General features: G+C 62.2%; 16 protein-coding genes and 1 pseudogene. 4 read left to right on the top strand and 13 right to left on the bottom strand.

Features of this window, described 5'->3' with window-relative positions:
- Positions 1 to 315: 315 nt before the first annotated feature.
- Together V7S54_RS11875 and V7S54_RS11870 are read right to left on the bottom strand one after the other, a co-directional pair.
- The gene (locus V7S54_RS11875) at positions 316 to 1,548 is read right to left on the bottom strand and encodes an HlyD family secretion protein (RefSeq protein WP_065374879.1); all 1,233 of its coding nucleotides are present in this window, start codon (positions 1,546 to 1,548) and stop codon (positions 316 to 318) included.
- A gap of 3 nt (positions 1,549 to 1,551) precedes the next feature.
- Positions 1,552 to 1,992: a hypothetical protein gene (locus tag V7S54_RS11870; RefSeq protein ID WP_065374880.1), complete on the bottom strand. Its 441-nt coding sequence runs from the start codon at positions 1,990 to 1,992 to the stop codon at positions 1,552 to 1,554.
- A 270-nt stretch (positions 1,993 to 2,262) separates the two neighbouring features.
- Here V7S54_RS11870 and V7S54_RS11865 point away from each other — a divergent pair, with 270 nt between their 5' ends.
- Positions 2,263 to 2,988 (top strand): class I SAM-dependent methyltransferase, encoded by a 726-nt coding sequence (locus tag V7S54_RS11865; protein WP_065374881.1) that lies wholly within the window; start codon positions 2,263 to 2,265, stop codon positions 2,986 to 2,988.
- A 25-nt stretch (positions 2,989 to 3,013) separates the two neighbouring features.
- Here V7S54_RS11865 and V7S54_RS11860 read toward each other — a convergent pair whose 3' ends face one another.
- The 6 genes from V7S54_RS11860 to V7S54_RS11835 all read right to left on the bottom strand — a co-directional run bounded on the left by V7S54_RS11860 (position 3,014) and on the right by V7S54_RS11835 (position 7,270).
- Positions 3,014 to 3,466: a hypothetical protein gene (locus V7S54_RS11860; protein WP_141679426.1), complete on the bottom strand. Its 453-nt coding sequence runs from the start codon at positions 3,464 to 3,466 to the stop codon at positions 3,014 to 3,016.
- A gap of 166 nt (positions 3,467 to 3,632) precedes the next feature.
- Positions 3,633 to 4,901 (bottom strand): NAD(P)/FAD-dependent oxidoreductase, encoded by a 1,269-nt coding sequence (locus tag V7S54_RS11855; RefSeq protein ID WP_065374883.1) that lies wholly within the window; start codon positions 4,899 to 4,901, stop codon positions 3,633 to 3,635.
- Positions 4,902 to 5,438: 537 nt separating this feature from the next.
- Complete coding sequence (locus V7S54_RS11850; protein ID WP_065374884.1) at positions 5,439 to 5,732, bottom strand: hypothetical protein; 294 nt, start codon at positions 5,730 to 5,732, stop codon at positions 5,439 to 5,441.
- A 29-nt stretch (positions 5,733 to 5,761) separates the two neighbouring features.
- Entirely contained in the window at positions 5,762 to 6,307 is a 546-nt protein-coding gene (locus V7S54_RS11845) for a hypothetical protein (protein WP_234793062.1), read from the bottom strand.
- Positions 6,308 to 6,606: 299 nt separating this feature from the next.
- Positions 6,607 to 7,071 (bottom strand): Lrp/AsnC family transcriptional regulator, encoded by a 465-nt coding sequence (locus V7S54_RS11840; protein WP_065374885.1) that lies wholly within the window; start codon positions 7,069 to 7,071, stop codon positions 6,607 to 6,609.
- 34 nt (positions 7,072 to 7,105) lie between these two features.
- On the bottom strand, positions 7,106 to 7,270 hold the full coding sequence (locus tag V7S54_RS11835) for a hypothetical protein (RefSeq protein WP_176707572.1): 165 nt from the start codon (positions 7,268 to 7,270) through the stop codon (positions 7,106 to 7,108).
- On the opposite strand from V7S54_RS11835, the gene V7S54_RS11830 reads away from it, so the two are divergent.
- Positions 7,257 to 7,976 carry an aspartate/glutamate racemase family protein gene (locus V7S54_RS11830; protein WP_082640709.1) on the top strand — a complete coding sequence of 240 codons (720 nt, stop codon included), beginning with the start codon at positions 7,257 to 7,259 and terminating at the stop codon, positions 7,974 to 7,976. The genes V7S54_RS11835 and V7S54_RS11830 overlap by 14 nt on opposite strands.
- Positions 7,977 to 8,037: 61 nt before the next feature.
- Here the strand turns inward: V7S54_RS11830 and V7S54_RS11825 are convergent, their stop codons facing one another.
- The 4 genes and pseudogenes from V7S54_RS11825 to V7S54_RS11810 all read right to left on the bottom strand — a co-directional run bounded on the left by V7S54_RS11825 (position 8,038) and on the right by V7S54_RS11810 (position 10,054).
- A complete protein-coding gene (locus V7S54_RS11825) occupies positions 8,038 to 8,403 on the bottom strand; it encodes an NIPSNAP family protein (protein ID WP_065374886.1) in 366 nt (121 codons plus the stop codon).
- Positions 8,403 to 8,726, bottom strand: coding sequence for a VOC family protein (locus tag V7S54_RS11820; protein ID WP_065374887.1), 324 nt, complete (start codon positions 8,724 to 8,726; stop codon positions 8,403 to 8,405). The genes V7S54_RS11825 and V7S54_RS11820 overlap by 1 nt, the downstream gene beginning before the upstream one ends.
- Positions 8,704 to 9,261 (bottom strand): annotated as a pseudogene (locus V7S54_RS11815) (FAD-dependent oxidoreductase); the annotation flags it as partial. The gene V7S54_RS11820 and the pseudogene V7S54_RS11815, both read right to left, overlap by 23 nt.
- Positions 9,262 to 9,649: 388 nt before the next feature.
- Positions 9,650 to 10,054 carry a winged helix-turn-helix transcriptional regulator gene (locus tag V7S54_RS11810; RefSeq protein WP_058321302.1) on the bottom strand — a complete coding sequence of 135 codons (405 nt, stop codon included), beginning with the start codon at positions 10,052 to 10,054 and terminating at the stop codon, positions 9,650 to 9,652.
- A gap of 201 nt (positions 10,055 to 10,255) precedes the next feature.
- Here V7S54_RS11810 and V7S54_RS11805 point away from each other — a divergent pair, with 201 nt between their 5' ends.
- On the top strand, positions 10,256 to 11,140 hold the full coding sequence (locus V7S54_RS11805) for an SDR family oxidoreductase (RefSeq protein WP_065374888.1): 885 nt from the start codon (positions 10,256 to 10,258) through the stop codon (positions 11,138 to 11,140).
- Between the two features lie 190 nt (positions 11,141 to 11,330).
- Positions 11,331 to 11,714 carry a VOC family protein gene (locus V7S54_RS11800; protein ID WP_065374889.1) on the top strand — a complete coding sequence of 128 codons (384 nt, stop codon included), beginning with the start codon at positions 11,331 to 11,333 and terminating at the stop codon, positions 11,712 to 11,714.
- 297 nt (positions 11,715 to 12,011) lie between these two features.
- Here V7S54_RS11800 and V7S54_RS11795 read toward each other — a convergent pair whose 3' ends face one another.
- Positions 12,012 to 13,226 carry a multidrug effflux MFS transporter gene (locus V7S54_RS11795; RefSeq protein ID WP_065374890.1) on the bottom strand — a complete coding sequence of 405 codons (1,215 nt, stop codon included), beginning with the start codon at positions 13,224 to 13,226 and terminating at the stop codon, positions 12,012 to 12,014.
- Positions 13,227 to 13,272 lie beyond the last annotated feature (46 nt).

The raw sequence follows: 13,272 nt of genomic DNA, 5'->3' as shown, positions 1-13,272 counted from the left end.
GCAGGCCGCCGCGCGGCCCTGCGTAGCTCTAATTGACTACTCAAATGCCCCTTAAATTTGATTGATTTCAAACCCCGCATTTGTCAAACTGCACCTGTAATTGCACACCGCAAACATACAATCTCCGGAAGAGTGGTATGGTTGCGTTTTTATTGCCGTGCAGTTGCTTTATTTATTTTTATTGCGCGCTTGAGCCTCCGTTCCCCGCGGAGGCTCAATTCATTTGAGGAACAGGCAAAGAGAAAAGGCCCCGACCATTTCCGGTCGGGGCCCTTATATTGACTGCAGTAGGGGCGCTTCAGAGGCTACGCCCCCTCAATGCCCGCCGAGCACCAGCGTCTGCACCGGCAGCATCAGGGCCTGCATGCGCAGGATCATCGCGTGCACGAGGCCCAACGCATCGACCACGTGCAGGTAGACCCAGCGTCCGGTGCTGATGCCGGGTGACTCCAGTTCGTCGTGGTTGTTGGTATAGGCGTTGGCGATGCAACTGCTGCCGGGCGGAACATCGTCAAGCACGCCGGGATAAAGCGGCTCCATGACGATCGTCAGCGTGCCCGGCTGCGAGATCTGGGTGACGTCGATGAGCTGGTCGCTCGCCCTCACCTGGCCGGAGGCGATCACCTCCTGCACGTCGGTGACCACAAGGGGAATGATGGTGAAGGGCTTGCCGATGCAGGTGGCCTCGCCGATCATTCCGACCTTCATCACTTGCGCCTCGATCTGCCCGAAGCCGGCAACAAGCCGCGCCCGGCCGGCATCTTCAGGGACGAGAACGCCCGCTGGCCGCAGAAGCGGATTGACGACCTCGCCGACCCGGAGTGCGAACTGCTGCACCCTGCCGGCCACACCGGCGCGGACCGTCGTCTTGTCGATATCGATCTCCGCCTCCTTCAGGGCCGCTTCGGCGCTCGCCTTTTGCGAAGGCAGCAGTGAAGCGAGCTTGGTCTCCAGTGTCTGCTTGTTGGAAAGGACAGCGGTGAGTGCGCCCTTGCGCCCTTCGAGGTTGACCTGCCGGCGCTCGATCTCGCGCCGTGCCACGACATTGGGGTTCAGCTTGTTGAGTTCGACTTGGGTATCGTACTCGTCCTGGGCCTGTTGCACGGCCGCCTGGGCTTCCACGATCGCGCCATCGGCGGCGACCAGCTCGGTGCGAGCGACGCTGATCTCGGCATCGACCTCGGCGATCTGGCGGCGGGCAACCTCGGCGGCAGCTTCCTGTTGGGAGCTGTCGAGCTTGAACAATGGCTGGCCGGCCTCCACCTTCTCGAAGCGCGTCGCATAGATCTCCGAAACACGCCCGCCGGCTTCCGGCAGGATTGCGACCGTGCGGAACGCCGCGGTGACGTTCTTCGTCGACGGATGGAAGTAGAAGATCAGCGTGATCAGGGAGATCGTCAGGATGATGCAGGCGGTGATGCCCCAGCGCAGCTCGAACCAGACGGAATAGAGCGTGATCTCCCGCCCGAACCTTTTGCCCTGGACATAGCGGCGGAAGAGATAGTCAGGAAGGATCGTCAGCATCGAGCAAAGCATGAATTCGAACATGGCTCAGGCCTTCCCTTCCATCGACGGCTGATCTGCAGGCGCGGCTGGATGGCTCGCCACCGGCTCGAGCTCGGCCGGTACCGGTTCAGTTGATGCATCCACCTTGCCGGCGATCCTCTCCAGAGAGCGGGAGATCGACGAGAGCGGCGATGAAAAATCCGGCAGGTCGATCAGCGCCAGGATCAGCGCCGCGATCCAGAAGATGTTGTTGTGCGTAAGCAGCGAGATCAGCCCCAGTACCGCCACCAGCTCGTATTGTACCTTGTGGCTCTTGTGCGCCATGGTTTCCGGCAGCGAATGCAGCCTGAGATAGAACGTGCCGAGGGCGAAGATCGCCAGGATCATGAAGATGACGACGACGTTGAACAGGACGTCGCTTTGTCCCGGCGCCGTGATGAATGCCGGCAAATGATGGATTGCAGTGGGATGGATGGCCTCGGACATCACGCCTCCATAAAACGGACTGAACCACGAGAATCGTACATTAACACACCCCCAGAAAACACAAGTAAAACCTTGCACCTCAGCCGCAACTTGACCTTGCGGCGCTCGACGCCCTATCAGATCAACGCTCTAGCACTTTGAAATGCCGGAGGTTTCGAGCAGGATCTTGGGCAGCATGCTGTTCCCAAGGTAACGGCAAACGATGCCCGCTCGCCCTATCGCGCCCGCGGACACCCGTACCAAACCACCCATCGCCCCAAGGAGACCGACATGGCTCAGAATATCTACGACAAGCCGGAGTTCTTCGAAGGCTACAGCCAGCTTGGACGCTCGCTGCACGGGCTTGCAGGTGCTGCCGAATGGCCGGCGATTCGCGCGCTGCTACCAGATCTATCCGGCAAGCGCGTCATCGATCTCGGCTGCGGCTTCGGCTGGTTTTCGCGTTATGCCCGCGAGGCGGGTGCGGTCCAGGTGCTCGGGCTTGATCTCTCCGAGAAGATGATCGCCCGCGCCAGGGCCGACACGCCCGATCCGGCGATCGAATACCGGATCGCCGACCTCGACCAGCTCGACCTTCCCGAAGAGAGCTTCGACTTCGCCTACAGCTCGCTCGCCTTCCACTATGTCGAGGATTTCGGCCGGCTGGTCGCCACCATCCACCGGGCGCTCGTTCCCGGCGCGCATTTCGTCTTCACCATCGAGCACCCGATCTACATGGCGTCGCTCAATCCCGGCTGGCGGCTTGAGAACGGCGAGCGCACCTGGCCGGTCGATCACTATTCGGCCGAGGGACCGCGCACCACCGACTGGCTGGCGAAGGGCGTGATCAAGCACCACCGCACGACAGGCACCACGCTCAACACGCTGATGGCAACGGGGTTCACCATCCGCCACGTAGAGGAGTGGCGGCCGACGGAGGCGCAGATCGCCGAAATCCCGGCACTCGCCGAAGAAGTCGATCGCCCGATGATCCTGATCGTGAAGGTTGAGAAGTAGGTAGCCACTTTGGTCCACCCTCGCGTCACGAGCCTGAGAGGAATGTTTCCATCGCCGCGCTGCGGCACGCATGGGTGACCCCGATCACGGCCGCTTCGCGACGGGAAACATTCGCTTTGCTCCAATAGGCCTGTCCGGATTTGACGCTCGGCCTGGACGTCGTCTCCAACATCTCAGGGAGGGTTTTGTTCACGCACCCCAGGACGAGCGCACGTACCGCCTGAATGCCGCATTCAGCGCCGTGTGCGTTCAGGCGGCTTTGGGGCATTTCCTTGAGCTGTTGATCCACACCCCTCAGCAGGAAGGCGGTTTCGTCACGTGGGAACGCATTCGCCGAGAGCACCTTTTGCAGCCGGGCCCGTTCCGCCGTGTAGCTGATCTTGGGACAGGACGGCGCGGCTTCGGCAGCCGGTGCACTGAAACCGGCAAGCATGAAGGCCATGGCATAAAGGCAGCCCAAGCGCTGATGTCTCGTCATCTGGATCCCCGACTCCCTGAAATGAGACGGGAACATAGAGATCAGAGCGCCATCCAGAAAGTGCAATTCTGCAGCACTGCACGCCTTTGCCGACGCGCAGCGCTGTCGCCCTTTCGGAGTTGCCGCATGTTTGCCCTCCGGTCGGCTGGAAGCGGCAAAGAACCCCTCAGCCCTTCTCCTTCAGCGTCTCCTTCTGGGTGATCAGCCGGGCGCTGTGCTGGCCGCTGAGATAGGTCCAGAACCAGCTCCAGGCGACCGCGAAGCGGCTGCGGGTGCCGATCAGGAAGTAAATGTGGGCGATGCCCCAGATCCACCAGGCAAGCGCGCCCTTCAGTTTGAACCGGCCGAAATCGATGATCGCGGCGCGGCGGCCGATGGTGGCGAGGCTGCCCTGGTGGCGGTAGCGGAAATCGGCGGGCGGTTTGTCGCCGGCAAGCCGCGCGCGGATGACGTCGGCCACATAGGCGCCCTGCTGCTTGGCTGCGGGTGCAATGCCCGGCACCGGCTTGCCGCCGTCATAGGTGACGGCGGCGGTGTCGCCGATCACGAAGACTTCGGGATGATCGGGCGCAGTGAGATCGGCGCCGACGATCGCCCGGCCAGCGCGGTCAGCAGTGATATCAAGCCAGCGGGCGGCGGGTGACGCCTGCACGCCAGCGGCCCAGACGAGCGTGCGGCTGGCGACGAATTCCTCGCCGATCATCACGCCCTCTTCGGTGCAGGATGTCACCGGCGTGCCGGTGCGAACCTCGACGCCGAGGCGCTCCAGCTCCTTGACCGCATAGGCCGAGAGATCCTCGCTGAAGGCAGCGAGAATGCGCGGACCCGCCTCGACCAGGAGCACGCGCGTTTGCCGCGTATCGATGCGGCGAAATTCATCCGGAAGCGTGCGATGCGCCATCTCGGCGATAATGCCGGCAAGCTCGACGCCTGTCGGGCCGGCACCGATGACGGTGAAGGTCAGGAGTGCTGCGCGGACATCCGGGTCTTCCTCCAGCTCGGCACGCTCGAAGGCGAGCAGCACGCGGCGACGGATCGTGGTGGCATCTTCCAGCGTCTTCAGGCCGGGGGCGAAGGGCTCCCATTCGTCATGGCCGAAATAGGCATGCGTCGCCCCGGTCGCCAGCACCAGCGTATCGTAGCCGATCCGCTTGCCATCCCTGAGAACGACCGCCTTTCCGGCCGCGTCCACATCCGTCACTTCGCCGAGAAGTGTCGTCACCTCCGGCCGGTCGCGCCACAGGCTGCGGATCGGCCAGGCGATTTCCGACGTCGCGATCAGCGTGGTTGCGACCTGATAGAGCAAGGGCTGGAAAAGATGGTGGTTGCGCCGGTCGATGAGGGTGATGCGAACCGGCGCGCCGGCAAGCCCTTTGACGAGCTGCAATCCGCCGAACCCGCCGCCAACGACGACCAGGTGATGCCTGTCCTGCATGTTTGCTTCCAGCTGGCTCCCAGCCGGCCTTCTATTGGACATGCCACAACATTGGGGTTGCGGTTGGCAAGGACAAGCGCAGCCACCTCATGTCACCCTTGCAAAAAGTCAAGAACGGGTTCGCCGATCGCAGCGCACTGAGCGCCCATCAGCGCTTGTTCGGAGCGAGTTGCCTGACCCGTTCGACATGCCCCCCGATTTCCTCCGGCGAAAACGGCGTGTGGCAGCGAACCTCGCTTGCCGGATCAAAGACGTGGTTTTCGGCGAACGAGGGGGCCCCGGTGCACAATGACGACGCCGACAGCACGAGCCGAGCATTCAACGCGCTTCTAAGCGCAAGCACGTTCACACTGGCGAATGTGTAAGGGAGGAGGTTGCGGAATGGGGCTCGTTATGTAGCTTAGCGGAACGCGTGCCCATACTCGCCGAGCCACTGTCATGAAAGCTGATCAGAACACTGTTTCCAGTCCGCACCCCGCTCAGAAAGGCGGTGCCGCTGCATCAGCCTACCCCACCGGGGGCGCCTCAGGCCACGCTTCACTTGCCGGTTCTATAGAACGCGGGCAAGAGCCGGTACCACTGGATATACCCTAGGACAGCAAAGACCGGGGTTGCGACGACTGTCGCCTCTGCCGGGGTCGCGATGCCTGCGTGCAGGACGACGAAGGCAATCGCGGATGCAATGAAACCTAACGGAAAAGTCAGCACGGCTAGCAGCTGGCTCATCGCCATCAAGAGGAGTTCGTTGTCGGGGTGTGCTAGCGTCGCAATAACGCTGCCGAGTCCGACGAAAAATACCGTTCCGATGTAGGCTGATTTGTAGCCCCGCATGAGATTTCCCTTCCTGTGCAGACGCCTGGCTACGCGATCTGTTCAACCCGGCATTTCTGACACAAGGGGTAGGTATTGAGCAGAGGTTCAATCATCTTGCGCATTGTCTCGAAGTCCTTCCCGTACATGTACAGGGCGGTTTCCGAAGCGCCTTCCCAGTGACTGTTTACAAAAGCCACGCCTTCCAAGAGGCGATCACACTCCTGAAAGACGAAGTTGATGTCACTGTTGGCATAAACCTCAGACGGTAAGTCGGTGCCACTGATGTAGAGCGCCAACCCCTCGTGTCTGCCAAAATCGAGAACCCGGTCCTGAGCGGGGATATGCAAGCGAGAGCCTTTGGGAGCGAGCATCGACTCCAGGGCACGAACGACAAGCTGGACGTTTTCATCGTTGAGTTCGTCGACTTCGATCTCGATGTCACAATGAGCAATCTCTCCGCACTCCTCCTGCAACGTTCCTCCGCCGACCACACGCATGCCAAAGCCTTTCCTTTGCATGAGATCGTCGAATGCGTCTTCCAATTCACCGCGGTGAATCGGTTGGAGTTTGGCGTTCAAACTGGCGATGACCACGGATTTCAAATTCGTACCCTCTGCTGGGCTGTTAAGCCGGCGGCAACTAAGTGAATCAACTGGAGCGGGTATGGGTAACATAATTGCATTCGTCCGCGACAGCCTGGCGAACATGGTCGCCAACTTGGGAACCAATCGGAACAATACAAAGCGACGTAAGTGGCGAATGCCCCTTTCCTGTTCGGCTTGGGCAACGCTGAACGCATGCGCCGCGCCTTTCATTGAAGGACGGGTATCTCACCTTCGGATTATCAAGCCCGCTTCGGGTCGCGTCGGCGCACTGCTCCTTGAGAAACGCCTCACTCCGCATAATCGACCGGCACCGCCGTGCCGCTCTTCAGGATTTCCATCGAGATCGAGGCGGAAACGTCGAAGAGCTCCACCTTGCGCACGATCTGCTTGTAGACCACGTCGTAGTGCTCGACGCGCGGCAGCACGACCTTGACGATATAGTCGTAGTTCCCCGTCAACCGATGTGCCTCGACGATTTCAGGGATATCACTGATCGCGCGGCGGAACGTCTCGATCCACTCGTCCGAATGGTGCGCCGTCTTGATCAGCGCAAAGACGGTCGTCGGCACGCCCATGCGCTCGCGATCGAGCACGACGATGCGCCTGGCGATATAACCAGCCTCCTCCAGCCGCTGGATGCGGCGCGAACAGGCGGAAAGCGAAAGATTGACCCGCTCCGCCAACTCGCCAACGGCGACACTGGCATCCTGCTGCAACAGCCCAAGCAGCTTCCTATCTCTCTCGTCAAGCACGCCGATCCCTCCACCTATTGCCGTTCATTACCGCCTATATTTGCACAAATTCTTCACAATGCGCAAATTGATCGCGCCAAGTGGCGTTCTTTACGCCAACAAAGCGAACCATTCCGGCGGCTTCGGCCGCATAGTTCTGGCCATCGAACAACGGCGTGCCCGGCGCGCCATAAAGGGAAAGAGGAATGGCGATGCGCAAGATCGGTCTTATCGGCGGCATGAGCTTTGAAAGCTCGGCAGTCTATTACCGCATGGTCAACGAGGCCGTTCGCGAGCGCCTGGGCGCCCTGCATTCGGCCGAGGTGCTGCTGCATTCCGTCGACTTCCAGTCGATCGTCGACCTGCAGAAGGCCGGCCGTTGGGATGATGCTGCCAAGCGGCTTGCCGATGTCGCCCGTGGCCTGGAAGCGGCCGGCGCCGATTGCGTGCTGATCTGCACCAACACCATGCACCTGATCGCAGACGCGGTGCAGGCGGCCGTCGACATCCCGCTGATCAACATCATCGACGAGACGGCGCTCCGCCTCAAGGCCGCCGGCAGCCGCAAGCCGCTGCTGCTCGCCACCCGCTATACCATGGAGCACGGCTTCTACGCAGAGCGCATGCGGAGCCACGGCATTGACATCATGGTGCCTGACGCGGATGGCCGGACGCTCGTCCACAACGTCATTTTCGACGAACTCTGCGCCGGCAAGGTCCTGCGTTCTTCCCGCAGGGCTTTGATCGACCTGATCGACAAGGCCGAGGCGGAAGGCGCCGACGCCGTCATCCTCGGCTGCACCGAGATCTGCCTGACCCTCGACCCCAGGGCCCTGCCGCTGCCGGGCTTCGATTCCACCGCGATCCACGCGGACGCTGCCGTCGAGTTTGCGCTCGAGGGCGCGTTGCTGGCACGGGCTGCCTGAACAGAAACGAGAAACGGGTGCAAACGCAGGGCGGGAAATCCGCCCTCCGCTTTGCGTCCAGTCATTTTCTTGGAAGCGGCTGCAGGAAGATGCGCTCGTAGCTGATGAACGGCGGATCGTCCGCGTAACGCGCATTGGCCGCGATGCCGTCCGGATCGCTGGCAACGTCACGGCGATAGCGGCGGTAAGCCGCCTCGTCCGGAAAGGTAAAGAGCGCGATGGCGATATCGCCGGCGCCCTCCTCGCCGACACCGGGAAAGCTCGTGCCGACGCCCTCGGGCCTTTCGCGCGGGATGAAATAGCCGAGGTGCGTGCCGCCATGACGCGCTATGAGCGTCATCCAGGTTCGGGCATAGGCATCGAACTCCGTCATCCGGCCTTGCGCGAGCCGGTAGCGGATTTCACAGGTGACGGGACCATCCGGCATCAGGCTTCCTCTCCCTTAAATCCAGATCTCGGGCCGCGAAGGCCGATGCAATTGCCCCAGGGATCGCGCACCTGGCACATCCAGAGCCCCTCCTGGATCGCCATCGGCCCGCGATAGAGAAGCGCGCCGAGCGCTTCGAAATGGGCAAGAGCCCGGTCGAAATCCTCGACCGCCCAATAGACGACGGAGCCTGCCGCACCGCTCGCCACCTTCTCATCCGCCTGAACGATTTCGAGATCCACCGTGCCGACCTTGAGATAGGCGAAGTCGAATTCTTCAAGCCACGAGCCCGTCGCTGTCGAGCGTCGCCCAGAAGGCACCATAGGTCAGTTCGCGCACCTTGGGCGCGACAGTGGAGCCGGCCGAAAGCGTCGAGCGGGCACCGCTCGCGTCGATCACCAGATCATAGGCGCCCACCTCGCGTCCCTCTGCATCCAGAAGCACGGCCTTGCCACCGGCCATTCGAACGTTAGCGAGCGTGACGCCGGTGCGAACCGGCAAGCCGGCGGCGATCACGGCATCATGCAGCGTGTTGAAAAGCGCCGCGCGCTGCACCGCCAGCCCGAAGCGGCCACCGACAATAGCGTCGTAGCGCACGTCGAGCACAGTGCGGCCGGATCTTGCGTCGGCGCCATAGAGCCGGTCGATCCGGCTGCCCAGCGCAAGTATCGGCTGCAGCAGGCCGAGCGCGTTCAGCACCGTCAGTCCCGTCGGCTGCAGCATCAAGCCGGAGCCGACAGGCGAGGCCACATCGAAGCGTTCGAGGATTTCCACCCGATGCCCCTGCCGCGACAGCATCAGCGCCGCCGCGAGCCCCGCCGGGCCGGCGCCCGCAATGCCGATATCAAGTGTCTTCATGGGTCCCCGAGGTGACGTAGGCAGTCGACGAAACTATAGGGAAAATCAATGCGCTAGCGCAAGTCTGCAAGACAGGACACGACGTCGCGCGTCGCGCCTCACAACCGCCCCTCATCCGGCCTGCCGGCCACCTTCTCCCCGCAGGCGGGGCGAAGGCGACGCGCGGCACCCGCTCGCTTCATTTCAGGATTTTCAGTCACGACCTTCTCGACAGCAGGTCCCTCCTGGGAACGCAGCTGTCGTCCACGTCCCCTCTCCCCGCGAGCGGGGAGAGGGTTAGGGTGAGGGGCAAACTCCGCCGGTCAGAACCGGAAACGATGGAATGAAGTGCCGCATGGGCGAACGAACCGGTCGCTCAAGGTTGGAACTCACTTCCGTGCGGTAGATGCTACGCTTCCGCGTCATAAACCTCGCGTGCCGCGCGGATCGCTCCGTGGTTTTCCAACGACCAGTCGACGAAATGCTTGAGCAGGCCGAGCAGCGAACGGCCGAGATCGGTCAGCGCATATTCCACGCTTGGCGGCTGGGTCGGGTAGACGGTGCGGTGAATGTAGCCGTCGCGCTGCAGGTCGCGCAGCGTCTGGGTCAGCATGCGCTGGGAAATGTCGGGGATCAGCCGGCGGAGCTGCGAAAAACGCAAGGGACCATCGGCCAAGGACAGGATCATCAGCGAATTCCACTTGCCGCCGATATTGTCCATGACGTCGCGCACCGGGCAGTTCTCCATGTCCATCGGAACGCCGCAGACGATCGCCACGCGCTTGCCCTTCACATCCCCGGTGAGCTTGTTCATAGGCGGTACCCTTCCTGTAACCACAGCAGAAAAAACTGCCTCCTTTACAGCTCTACCGAGATTACGGGATAAGAGCAAGTCTCAAAAAGAGACCACGTGCCGGCGCAACCTCCCAGACGGTCGGCATCAACGACGAGCGAGGAACGTGCGGGCGACCTCCCGCTGCCATCCCGTCTCAGGTTTAGAGGAAAAGGAAAGACCATGTCCGATACATTGCTCGTCACCGGCGCAACCGGCCAGCTCGGCAAGCTCGTGCTCGATCAGCTTCTTGGCTCCGGCGTCGAGCCGGCGAGGATCATCGCCACCAGCCGCGACACGGCGAAGCTTGCCGACTACACGGCCAAGGGTGTTCAGGCCCGCGTCGCTGATTTCGACGACCCGGCCTCGCTAGATAAGGCCTTTGCCGGCGCCGACCGCATCCTGATCATCTCGACCGACGCGCTCGATCAGCCGGGCAAGCGGCTGAAGCAGCACCTCGCCGCCGTGGCAGCTGCGAAGAAGGCCGGCGCCAAGCATATCCTCTACACCTCGATGCCCAGCCCCGAGACATCGGTCATCCCCTTTGCGCCCGATCATCTCGGCACTGAAAACGCCATCAAGGCGACCGGCATCCCCTACACCATCCTGCGCAACGGCTGGTACATGGAGAACCTGTTCATGGCCCTGCCGCACGCGCTTGAAACCGGCCAATGGTATTCCTCGTCCGGCGAAGGCCGTCTCGCCCACATTGCCCGCGCCGATGCCGCCAAGGCAGCCGCCGCTGCGCTTGCCTCAGCTGTGAACGAGAGCCGCACCTATACGCTGACCGGCGGCGAGCTGCGCTCGACCGACGAGATCGCCGCCCTCGTTGCCAAGGCGACCGGCAAGCCCCTCGAAGTCGTGCAAATCTCGGACGAGGCGCTGGCCGGCGGCCTGAAGAGCGCGGGCCTGCCCGACTTCATCATCCCGATCGTCGTTTCCTTCGACGCCAACACCCGCGACGGCCATATCAACATGGTGACGAACGACGTCACGACCCTGACGGGCACAGCACCGGCCAAGCTCACGGCATTCCTTGAAGCGAGCAAGGCGCGATTGGCCGGCTGAGGGGAAGCGGTCAAAAACGATGAGAGCCCGGCCGTTCGCGCCGGGCTCGCGAACCGAGACGAGATGCCGATTGCATCTTCCGCTCCGACAGCCGTATTTCGTTGGCCACCGTCGCGACTTTTGTTCTTGTTGTGTTCTATTTGATGCGCTATGAATTCCCCCAACTTCGCCACCGGAGAAAGGGGACATTATGAGCGCTTATGTGACCGTGGGTGCATTGGACTGTACCCGGTCGAATGCCTTCTATGACGCAATCCTCGCGACCATCGGATGGAGCAAGCATGTCGAGTTTCCGGACTGGCGCGCCTATTCCGAAGGCGGAACCGGCAACGGCTTTGTCCTGTGGGTCTGCAAACCTTTTGATGGTGAGCCGGCCACCGCCGGAAATGGCTCCATGGTCGGGTTCATGGTCAAGTCTCCCGCAGAGGTGGACGCTTTCTACCAGGCCGCCATGGCCAATGGCGGGGCGAACGAAGGTGCGCCTGGGCCGCGTCCGCACTATGGGCCCGACTGGTACTCCGCCTACATGCGCGATCCATCCGGAAACAAGATTTCAGTCGTCTACAACGGCTAGGGTTGCCGTTGCGAACAATACGGGACGGCTTTGCGAAAACGACGTGCACGGATCAAAGCTCAAGGCGCAGGAAGCGAAACTGAAGGAACGCGGCCGTGCTTTGGCGGGTCTCCTGGGCTTGTTTCCAGGGCGTCTGGACGGACCGTGCGCAGGGCCGCGCCTGCCGCACGGTCCGCCCGGATTTCGCGCTGCCTAGAGAGCAATTCCAGGAAAAGTGCGAAACGGTTTTCCGTCTGGAATTGCGTAATTTCAAAGACTTAGATCACTTCAGTGTTTCGATGAAACAATGAAATGATCCTAGCGTACCGCTTCCACCGGTGAAGCGTCCGCCCGCGCCGCGATCTGCGAGAGAACCAGCGCACTGACGCCGGCGAGAAAGAAGCCGGCCGACAGGTTGAGCGTCGTGCCGTCGTAAAACGCGCCCAGTGCGACCGCGAACAGGGTCGCAATCAGGCTCGATCCGGAGGCGATCAGCGAGGCCCCAAGCCCCGCCACCTGCCCCAGCGAGCGCATGGCCATGGCGTTGAGGTTGCCGAAGAGCACCCCGATCGCGAAGAACGCCGCAAAGCCGAGCACCATCAGCACGGTGAGCGGCGGCCGGCCGGCCCAAAGGGTGGATGCCGCCAGCATCGCGAGCCCCGCCACCGCCAGGCCAATGAAGCCGTAACGCGCCATCGCCTCCGAACCGAAGCGCTGCACGAGCTTGGCATTGAGGAACGAGGCAAGCCCGATGCCGGTCGCCAGCATGGCAAAATACAAGGGGAAGGTCTGCCCGATCCCGTAGGCGTCGAAGAAGAGGTCGGCCGCCGTGCTCAGATAAAGAAGCTGCGCGCCGAAGACGAGCCCGGTCGCCACGATCAGCAGCGTCACGCGACGGTTTGAGAGGATACGCCGCCCGTTCGACACGAGAAGCCGCGGGCGAAAGGGAATGCGCTTCTCTAGCGGCAACGTTTCCGGCTGGCGCATCACCAGCCACACGCCGAGAAGTCCCGCCGCCGCGAGATAGACCGCAAAGACGCTGCGCCAGCCGCCGACCGCAATGATACCCTGTGCCAGCGTCGGCGCCAGCATCGGCACGAGAATGAAGAGCGTGAACATGAACGACATCACGCGCGCCATGGCATCGCCTTCGAACTGGTCACGGATCATCGCCCGCGTCGCAATCTTCGGCCCCGAGACTCCGACGCCCTGAAGGAAGCGGCCGAGAATCACCATCTCGAGCGAGCCCGCCGCCATGGCGACGACGGTTCCGAGCGCATAGACGCCAAGACCCAGAACAAGCGCCCTCTTCCGCCCCATCGCATCGGAAAGCGGCCCGAGCAAGAGCTCTCCAAACGCCATGCCGAGGATGAAAAGCGAGATGATGTGCTGGGTGGAAAGTGGCGGCTGAACGCCGAGATCGGCCCCGATCTGGCGCAGGCCCGGCAAGAGCGCATCGATGCTGATCGAGGTCAGCGACGTCAAAAGCGCATAGAGGACGATGCGCTCACGGAAACTGGTGGGAGATGTCATTGGCTGCTTCGAGGGGAGAGGAATGGACTCTATCTATAGCAGACCC

The sequence above is a fragment of the Ensifer sp. CCNWLY38 genome (genome assembly GCF_037120565.1).
Classification (GTDB): Bacteria; Pseudomonadota; Alphaproteobacteria; order Rhizobiales; family Rhizobiaceae; genus Ensifer; species Ensifer adhaerens_H.
This window is presented reverse-complemented; position numbering and strand designations above follow the sequence as displayed.